The sequence below is a fragment of the Thermosporothrix hazakensis genome (assembly GCF_003253565.1).
GTDB classification, from domain to species: domain Bacteria; phylum Chloroflexota; class Ktedonobacteria; order Ktedonobacterales; family Ktedonobacteraceae; genus Thermosporothrix; species Thermosporothrix hazakensis.
In genome coordinates, this window is the sequence record NZ_QKUF01000062.1 from 1 (window position 1) to 8,973 (window position 8,973).

The 8,973-nt window shown below is 52.8% G+C and carries 7 protein-coding genes; 4 read left to right on the top strand and 3 right to left on the bottom strand.

Features of this window, described 5'->3' with window-relative positions; all coding sequences use genetic code 11:
* A partial coding sequence (locus tag EI42_RS31260) for an RNA-guided endonuclease InsQ/TnpB family protein (RefSeq protein ID WP_111326835.1) occupies window positions 1-1,127 on the top strand: 1,127 nt, incomplete at its 5' end.
* 138 nt (window positions 1,128-1,265) lie between these two features.
* Window positions 1,266-1,991: a GntR family transcriptional regulator gene (locus EI42_RS31265; protein ID WP_111326837.1), complete on the top strand. Its 726-nt coding sequence runs from the start codon at window positions 1,266-1,268 to the stop codon at window positions 1,989-1,991.
* A gap of 94 nt (window positions 1,992-2,085) precedes the next feature.
* Here the strand turns inward: EI42_RS31265 and EI42_RS31270 are convergent, their stop codons facing one another.
* The gene (locus EI42_RS31270; RefSeq protein ID WP_111326839.1) at window positions 2,086-2,805 is read right to left on the bottom strand and encodes a GntR family transcriptional regulator; all 720 of its coding nucleotides are present in this window, start codon (window positions 2,803-2,805) and stop codon (window positions 2,086-2,088) included.
* A gap of 1,627 nt (window positions 2,806-4,432) precedes the next feature.
* Between EI42_RS31270 and EI42_RS31290 the strand changes: the two genes are divergently transcribed.
* Window positions 4,433-5,860, top strand: a complete 1,428-nt coding sequence (locus tag EI42_RS31290; protein WP_249033496.1) for an IS4 family transposase — start codon at window positions 4,433-4,435, stop codon at window positions 5,858-5,860.
* 347 nt (window positions 5,861-6,207) lie between these two features.
* The gene (locus EI42_RS31295; RefSeq protein WP_111326847.1) at window positions 6,208-6,948 is read left to right on the top strand and encodes an HAD family hydrolase; all 741 of its coding nucleotides are present in this window, start codon (window positions 6,208-6,210) and stop codon (window positions 6,946-6,948) included.
* On the opposite strand, the gene EI42_RS31300 is transcribed toward EI42_RS31295, so the two are convergent.
* Together EI42_RS31300 and EI42_RS33010 are read right to left on the bottom strand one after the other, a co-directional pair.
* A complete protein-coding gene (locus EI42_RS31300; RefSeq protein WP_111326850.1) occupies window positions 6,899-7,426 on the bottom strand; it encodes a flavoprotein in 528 nt (175 codons plus the stop codon). The genes EI42_RS31295 and EI42_RS31300 overlap by 50 nt on opposite strands.
* The coding region (locus EI42_RS33010; RefSeq protein WP_170143058.1) for a tetratricopeptide repeat protein at window positions 7,423-8,973 on the bottom strand (1,551 nt) is incomplete at its 5' end. The genes EI42_RS33010 and EI42_RS31300, both read right to left, overlap by 4 nt.

Below are 8,973 nucleotides of genomic sequence, written 5' to 3' on the forward strand. Positions count from 1 at the left end.
GTTCTCAAGAAGCCTACCGTGCCACCGGCAAACGTCCGACTGCTATTGACTTGCACAAAGAACTCAATGCCCTGAAAAAGACGGACTATCCCTGGATGTATGAGGTGTCCAAGTGCGCCATGCAAGAGGCACTGAGAGACCTGGAGAAAGCATATAAAAACTTCTTCCGCAGAGTCGAACTGAAGAAACAAGGCAAGTGGAAAGGCAAGCTCGGCTTTCCCACCTTCAAGAAGAAAAGCAAAGGCATCGGCTCATTCCGCTTGACTGGCTCCATCAAAGTCTTAAGAGAGGCCGTGCAATTGCCACGCTTAGGCCGCTTGCGCCTGCATGAGCATGGCTATCTTCCCACCAATGCAAAGGTACTTTCTGCTACCGTCTCCGAAGAGGCAGGACGCTGGTTTGTCAGTATGCAAGTGGAAGAGGAACAGAACGCACCCGAACGCACGGCTACTACTGCTCTCGGGGTTGATCTTGGCATGAAGACGCTTGCTACGCTCTCAGATGGAACTACATTTGAGAACCAACGTGCCTTGAAACAGGCACAGAAGCGCCTCCGGCGTTTAGAGAGGCAAAAGTCACGGCGCAAGAAAGCCAGCCAGAATCGCAAGAAGACATGCCGCAAGCTGGCAAAACAACATGCACGTGTTGCCCATATTCGCTGCAACGCTACCCATAAACTCACAACATATCTCACCAAGCACCATGCCCTTGTTGCAATCGAGGACTTGCATGTGTCTGGGATGCTGAAAAACCACAAGCTCGCTCAGGCCATTGCTGATAGCAACTTTGGAGAGATCAGACGACAACTCACCTACAAGGCAGACCTCTACGGAACATGCCTTGTGGTCATAGACCGCTTTTATCCCTCATCGAAAACCTGTTCCTCTTGCGGCTCTGTCAAACCAGTGCTGGACTTGCAAGAGCGAACGTTTGTTTGTGAAGCGTGTGGGATGGTGCTTGATCGTGACCAGAACGCAGCACTCAACCTGCTGCATGAAGCAATGAGAACTACCGGCAGTTCGTCGGGAAGTGACGCCTGTGGAGTGGGAAGCTCTGGCTTTTCCGATGGGAAGAGTGAAACTCTCCACGTTGAAGCAGGAACCAACCCACATTTAGGCATGTCCTAAATGTCTAAGTATTGGAGAACGGTCACCTGACACGTCCGCACTCAGTCCACTCGCGCGCCTCTTGGTAAGGCGTTTGACGGTATGATAAAATCAGCCTAGTACGATTTGTTAGCAGAGAGAGGAGGGAAATCGCTCTCAATGGCAAAAATTGATCAGATCACGGAGTTAATGAGGGATCGCCTGATTCAGGGGAGGTATGGGCAGCTCGGGCGCTTACCATCTCTTGTCTCTCTGGCAGAAGAATTTCATGTCTCTCGTCAAACAATGTTGCAAGTGCTCCAGCGCCTGCAAGCGGAGGGACGCATTGTCGCGCGGGGGGGATCGGGCTATTCAGTGGCACCTCCACGAGTGCGCGTTCCGGGCCTCACCGAAAGCTTCGACCAATTTTTACAGGACCAGGGTTTGCATCCTGTGTTCCGCAATTTGGAAGAGCCCGTCCTTGTACCAGCAGATGCCGCCCTTGCTGAAGCGTGCAGAGTCCCAGAAGGAACGTTGATTGCTCGACGGGTCCGCGTGCAAGGCACGGCCGAGGAACCGTATCGAATCGCTGCAACACACTATCCCTATGCTCTCCTCGGAGAGGAGAATTTCAGGCAAATGCGGGAAAACCCCTCATTTCACGGACTTCGCGCCATTAAAGCAGCCTATGGGCGCGTTGTGAAACAGGTCCGCGAACGATGGCAGGCACGTCTTGCAACCAATCAGGAAGAAGAGATCCTCTGCATCGTTCGCGGGACGCCGGTCATCGAACTGCACCGCCAGTGCTTTGATGACATGACCGTCTTAATGTACAATCGCATTGTGTTTGATGCAAACAAATACGAATTCACGAGTGAGTATACCACAAATCACAGGACCTCATGAGCATCTGAGTTTTTTTGAGATAATCATCCTAGTACACTTTGTCAACAATACTAGGATGATTATGCTTAAAGAGAGATGTTTGTACCTTTCCAACTCAGAGTTCGTATTGATAGCGCACCACTGAGAACGGACCAACAAGAACGATGCGATGGAGCATCAATACCATCTCATCGGTTGATTTGTTGGTCCGGCGTATCTCCAGCACCGGTGTCATACGGGAGATAGAGAGGTAGGCCGCCTCCTCCTTGGTCGGGATCCGAGCAACCAAATCATCATGCACGATTTGTCTGGAGATTCCCATTTCTTCCTTGATCGCCGCCAGAGTATCGAAGCCTGGATCTTCCTTCATCTGGGACAGATATTTTTCTGCGAACGATGCAGGATACCAGTACTCAGAAAGCCGGTAGGCGACATCGACAGAGCCTTGAACCCGATACCGATGAACAACACGAAGACCGTGAGCGAGTCCGAACAGAGTTGCAAGTTCATCAGGCATCACAATCACTTCCGGCTCAATTATATTGCGTACGATCGGCTCCATTCCCTGTTCACGGAGCAATTCTTCAAAGGATGGGGTCGGGACTGTGCTGACAAAGAGGAGCGGATTTGCGTAGAAGGATTTCCCTTTCGAGACTACACATCCTTCCGCCTGTAATTGTTGCAGCGCCTGAAACACGGTCGCTCGACCAACATCATATCTCTTCCCTATTTCCGTGAAAGAAGGAAGCCGTCCGCGACCGAAGGCGTTCTTTTTGATCTGCTCGCGCAACGCGGCGACCAGGGCCTCAACTTTCCCTTCTTTTGGCTTGGACATCGTCACCTCTTTTCTTGTAATAGATGTTCCATCTTTTTATTCAGAACACCTTGACAGAATCCATTGTATCGGATATGATAAGCATTGTCAAATTTGTTCCGAACAATAATTCGGAACAAGGGCGCCTTTCCAACTGAAGAGAGAGCCTGGCGTTGAGTCCAGGCGAGGCCAGGCTTTCAGAGAAGACTCGCGATATACCTGCTGCGGCAGGGGCGCCGGCGAGCAACTTAACCGGTGATTATCACCATACGTCGGTTGGGGGGAGCCACAGATTCTAGCGGCTGGCAGCATGCTGGCCCTGATAGGCACTGTTGTCAGGCGCTCTATTTCTTCATCTTCTGTCACCCCAACAACAGCGCCCACATGAGGCGTTGGGGCCTACCTCCCTCAACGCCTCTCTATTTCACCTCGTCGCTTCAGTGTGCCCCGCCACACTGAAGCTGGCATGAAACGGGGAAGGTGGAGCTTCCCCGTTTGTTTTCAGGAGAAAGGAGAAAGTCAGTTGCGTCTTCTTTGTACTCCCTTTCCCTGGCCCCATCCAGGCAATGAAGCCCGGGAAGCTTAGTTACTCCCCCTTCGGACAACCGGCCGCCGGTTTTTTCTCTTTCCTTTACCTCCTGCTTCCTCTTCTTCGTCATAGGGGAAGAGGAATGACACCTCTCGGCTTTAGCCCGCCGCAGGGATTTCTCCCACGCGGTGAGGCGATTGTGGTTTTACCCCTTGCTTATTGGTCTCCTATCTGGTGTCATGAGACATCAGATACACGTATCGTGAGAAATTCGGTGTCCCTCACGTTGTTGGGGGTATGGCACCCCCCACTGGCATGCGGTATTTGCCACACGCCAGTGTAGCTCGTTGGGAGAAAGAGTACCAACGAGAAGCCGCTCGTCTTGAGACGAAGCGGAGTGTCACTGATAAGCCAAAGGAGGTATAGATGCTCCCAACATCTGAACGCTTTTCTTTTTTTGAAGGGCAACGCTGCCGGCTCAATATTCCATATCACGCGGGGGACAAATCATTTTCCGCCACATCGTGGCTCGCACCTCGATGTGGCGGAAAGTGATTTGTCCAGCGGATTTATACGGGATGTGTAAAGGGCATTGCTGCCCTTCTATGAAGAAGAACCGTTCGGACGTTGGAAACATTTTTCTATCGCGGATACGCCCCATCGCTCAAGTGAGGCGATCTGCCTCCTCCTTTGGCTATCAGTCAGTCCTCTTCCCCCTCACGAATAAGAGGAAGCAGGCAGTAAAGAAAGAGAAAACCGGCAGCCTTTGAGCTACCAGTCTAGAATTCGATTTGCTTACGAGATGAGAGGCGGGGGGAAATGTCTCTCGTCTACGATAGTGGCCGCTTTCTCTCTGGGAACCCGGTTTCTTAGAGAGATGTCGCACGGATCACACTTGTAGTAGGTTTCGAGATATTCCTTCCCTTGCTTTAGCATATGCTGATGAAAGGAGATTCGCATTGGCTGTCTGCATAACGGACAGTCAAATAGGATCCATTTGTTTCGATTCATCATATCCTCCATTTCTACGTTGTCCCTACCTCCCAGTATACTGGGGACTTCAAGGGTCAGAAATAGGCCCCACATTTATACACAAATGAGAACTGCTAGAAGAGGACGATGAGAAGTGAAGAGATGTTGAACCCGAAGCTGTGGGCAGAACGCACATTTGGAGCTTATCACCTCCAGGATGCACATCGAACCTGGCGAGAGGTTCGGGTGGCTGCGCAGATGGCTGCCAATGCTTCGGCTTCGTTGCCTGCCCAGATGCAGGGCTGGAAAGAAGTCATCGCCTTGTACTGTTTGTTGGATCAAGAAGATGTCACCTTTGAAGCGCTGATGCAGCCACATCTTCAGCACACGCGAGAAGAGATCGTTCGGCACCCAGTGGTTCTGCTGCTTCAGGATACCACCGAGGTCGATTTGAGTCATCGTCTTCATGTGAGTGGTTTGGGGCAGGTCGGCAATGAGCGAGGGCAAGGCTTTTTCCTGCAAACGATGCTGGTGGTTGTGCCCCAAAGCCGAGCCGTTGTGGGGTGTGTCTCGCAAGAAGCGTTTGTTCGTGCTCCCGCCCCAAAGAGCGAACGACGCAGCCAGCGTCGCTTTCGCCAGGACCGAGAAACGGACGGGTGGATGCGCCTGCTCAGACAGGGGGGCACGTTTCCCGACACAACCAGCATCGTGCATGTGGGGAATCGTGGGGCCGACCTGTTCGACTTCTTTCATGCCTCTCGAGAAACCCACACCCCTTTTCTGGTCCGCGCGGCTCAGAACCGACGAGCCCAAAACGAGGAGGAAGAGGTGGGGGATCTGCTGGAACAGGTCCGCGCCTGGCCCAGTCGGCAGCGTCGTGTGTTCGAGGTTCCACCGACGCATGGCCGACAGGCTCGCACCACGCTCCTTGAGATCTCCTTTGGCCCGATGACAGGGTTGCCGCCACGCAACGAGCCGCATGCGAACAAACACCCCTTCCCTCTGTGGGTCATTCGCCTCTGGGAGGAGCAACCTCCGGCAGGAGAAGAGCCTCTGGAATGGGTTGTGCAGACCTCTGTGCAGACTGCGACCCTGCAAGAGGCATGGGAGCGAGGCACCTGGTATGGACATCGATGGGTCGTGGAAGACTCTCATCAATGCCTCAAAACAGGCTGCCGCCTGCAGCAACGTCAACTCCAAACAGGTAAACGGTTCTTCCGACTGCTGGGCTTGCTCTCGCCAGTCGCCGTTCGCTTGTTGCAACAGCGAGATCTTGCCCGCAGTGAACCTGATCGGTTTACCTGTGAAGTGCTCGACGTTGATGTACTGACGGTAGTGGCCACGCAAGCAGGCCTTGACCCTGCCAGTATGACCATCCAGGTCTTCTGGCAAGAAGTCGCTCGCCTGGGGGCTACCTGGCTCGTCGCCGGGATGGGCCAGCAGGCTGGAAGACCTTGTGGGCGGGCTGGCTCCGGGTTCAGACCCTGCTTGAGGGCTTTCATCTCGCTTATCGCCTCCGTTTGTAAAATGTGTATAAAAGACAGGGCTCAAGCCAGGGGCCTTCTGCCGCAATAGGTAAGCGAGTGGTGAGGGAGGTGCCCGTCGATCCGTCAGGTGCTTCCTGCTTTCAGAGACCTGCGCACTGTGTTTGGGCAGAGTTGACGCTGTCAGACGCTCTCTGGAGCGCACTCGCCTTAGCGGGTGAGCGCATAAACTCGCGCAAACAGCTTGGCGCGTGGTGATCCGATTGCCGCAGGTGTGAGTTGAGGCGTTGTCCATCGTTTTCATAGGGTTGGCGTGAGATGGCTCCGGAGTAGAATGCGGAAGCCCGTTGTGCGGCACCTGCTCAGCCTGCTGCTCTTCCTGCAAGCCCCTGACTTCAAAACGAACTCGATGAAAGAGCCTCTCTTTTCTGATATAATATGGATATGAGTACTCTGAGCTATCCACACGCTCTTCTCTTTGATCTGGATGGAACGTTGCTGCTCGAGAAAGAGCCAGCGGAGCAAAGCTGGAAAAAAGCGTGTATCCCCTTTGCTCACCTTGTTGATGCGAAGGCGCTTTTCCAAGCCCTGCTTCATGCAGATGCACTCCGGAAGGAGCGTATCAAGGACCATCCTGAGAAACAACGAAGAGAGAGGCTTGATCCCTCTGTCGCTCGAAAAGAACAGGCAGCTCTCGCACTTCATCATCTTGGAGCAGATGTCTCTCTTACCGATCAGCTGGTCCAGGAGTTTGAACGACATCGAGAACAGCGCGAGCTCGCTCCAGGAGCAGACGAGACGCTTCAGAAGCTACAACAGCTCGGGATACGGCTTGCCCTGCTCACCAATGGGAATGCGACCTATCAGCGGCGCAAGCTTCAACGCTTTCAGCTCGAGTCCTTCTTTTCGTTGATATTGATCGAGGAGGAAACAGGATCTGCTAAGCCTGAGCCTTCTGCATATTCTGGAGCATTGACCCGATTGCAACTCCAGCCCTCGCATGTGTGGATGGTTGGAGATAACCTGGAACTGGATATTGCGGCTCCTCAGCGACTTGGTCTCTCCGCAATCTGGTATGATCGAGAGGCCCAAGGGCTTCCGCTTGCCAGTCTGGTCCAACCCAATGCCATTATTCATGCGCTTCCTGATGTGCTGTCACTGCTTGAAGCGTCTCGATAACTTCTTCAAGAGGAACCATTTGCGGTGATTTATAGCGTTCTGGCTCATGAAGGACATGAACGCCGCTTTCTCGCAACAAATTGATATGTTTCTGGAAGGCCGGATGACGTACCAGGTCCATCTTCAGGCAAGGGACTGCCACGATGGGCGGAGTTCCCCGTCCAAGCGCCTCACAAAGCAGGCCGGTCACCAGCGTGTCACTGATCCCGCAGGCCCATTTATTAATGGTATTAAAGGTCAAAGGCATTGCGAGAATTGCATGGGCCGGAGGCAATGGATCAGCTTCACCAGGAAGCCGATAGTCACTGCGCGCGGGATGGCCGGTGAGTTGAGTTAAAGCCGTCATATCAATCCATCGTGTGGCTTGTGGGGTAGCAATGACCCAGACATCCCATCCCGCTTGTTGCAGAGCACGGACCACCGTTTTCGTCTCATGTGCAGGAGGTGCAGCACACACGAGCAGATAGAGTACCTTCATAGTACCTCCGCTTTGATCATCTGATGGGTCTTTTGTATCTGTTCCTGGAGTTCGTGATCCTGTAATCGGATGTTGAGTGACTCAAGGCGTTGGAGAACTTGTAACGAGCGCGTTTGCTTTACCAGTTCAAGCGCCCTGTATGCGTACTGAGCAGCGCTTTGTTTCTCACCGAGGAGGAGAAGCGCCTTGCCCAGGTCAATCGAGATTCTGGATTGATGTCGCAACGCTGTTTGCTCTGCCTGTTGAAGCGCTTCCTGAAAGGATGTGACTGCTTGCTGTGATCGTCCAAGCAGCATCAGACAAATTCCGTGATAACTTCTCAGCCGCGATGGGGTCAAACCAGTACAATAGTGATCAGGCGAGGGCTCACGAGAGGCAAACGCTTCCATTGCATTACCCAGTGCAGAGAAACACGCCTGTTCCCTACGCAGGTAGGCAAACGCTTCTGCTTCAACGGCTGCGAGCCAGGCTTGAATTCTGGCATTCTGCACTTTACTCTTCTTTGCCTCCTCAAGAAAAGGGAGTGCTTTCTCAGGCTGTGTTGAAGCGATAAACAATAAAGCTATTCTTCCTAATCCAACTGCATATAATTCAGGATGAGAGGCTGCTTGAGCCGTCTTGAGCGAAAAGACATAATAGGGATAGGCCAGGGAATATTCCTGAAGATCACAGAGCGTTTTTCCGATAATTTGGGCGACTTGACTTGCGAGCGAGCAAAGCGGTGCATACTGTTTTGTCGTCGCCCCTTTGAGTAGTTGAGCAATAGTGGAGAAATGCCCGACAACGCCACTCAAAATATCACTGGATGTATTTTTGCTTAGACTCCAATAGGTTTGAGTGATCGTCTCTAATCCCTGCACGACAGTTGTATCAAGCGTCGCAGGATGATGTACTGCCTTCTCAATGCGCCAGATCATCTCTGCCGAAGAGGGTGTCGCAGAAGACAAAACAAAAGACGTACAAGCTGCATAAATTGTATCCTGAAGGAAAGAGCGGCGTGTCGTCACACCATTCACTATCATTTCCTCCGATATCGGGGGCCATGTCCACAAGCCTGGAGGTAGCAAATTCGCTTTTCCATATGGGACTTCTAATTTGCTGGAAGAGCTCCATTGGATATCATACTTTTCATGAGCATAAGAAGAGGTAGTGAAGTCATGACGTAATTGATTCACACATTTCTGAACAGAGAGCGGGAGTGGAAAAGGGCTCTTGCCAGTCCGCACCTTTTCTTCCACAAGCTCGTAGCACCCAAGCGCAAGATCAGGCCGCTTCTGCTTCACCATGAGCTCCATCACGGTCTCAAGCGTGTGGAAATCGCTCGGGAGCTCCTGGAAATAGTCACAAAAATACTCATGCGCCTTCTCCGCATCTCCGAGTGCAAGCACACTCAGCCCCAAACCGCGAAGCATCTGCCGGCGGGCACGATCGATCTTCTCCTGTTTACGCCGAACAATGCGCTGCTCTCTCCAGGGGGCCGCCACATCATCAGAGAGGAAGGTGCCTCCCCCTCTCAGGGCCTCGGCCTGCTGCCAGAGCAACAGCGC

Coding starts and splice junctions, on each gene's coding strand:
- EI42_RS31265 (WP_111326837.1), top strand. CDS start 1,266: ATGGCAAAAATTGATCAGATCACGGAGTTAATGAGGGATCGCCTGATT.
- EI42_RS31270 (WP_111326839.1), bottom strand. CDS start 2,805: ATGTCCAAGCCAAAAGAAGGGAAAGTTGAGGCCCTGGTCGCCGCGTTG.
- EI42_RS31290 (WP_249033496.1), top strand. CDS start 4,433: ATGAGAAGTGAAGAGATGTTGAACCCGAAGCTGTGGGCAGAACGCACA.
- EI42_RS31295 (WP_111326847.1), top strand. CDS start 6,208: ATGGATATGAGTACTCTGAGCTATCCACACGCTCTTCTCTTTGATCTG.
- EI42_RS31300 (WP_111326850.1), bottom strand. CDS start 7,426: ATGAAGGTACTCTATCTGCTCGTGTGTGCTGCACCTCCTGCACATGAG.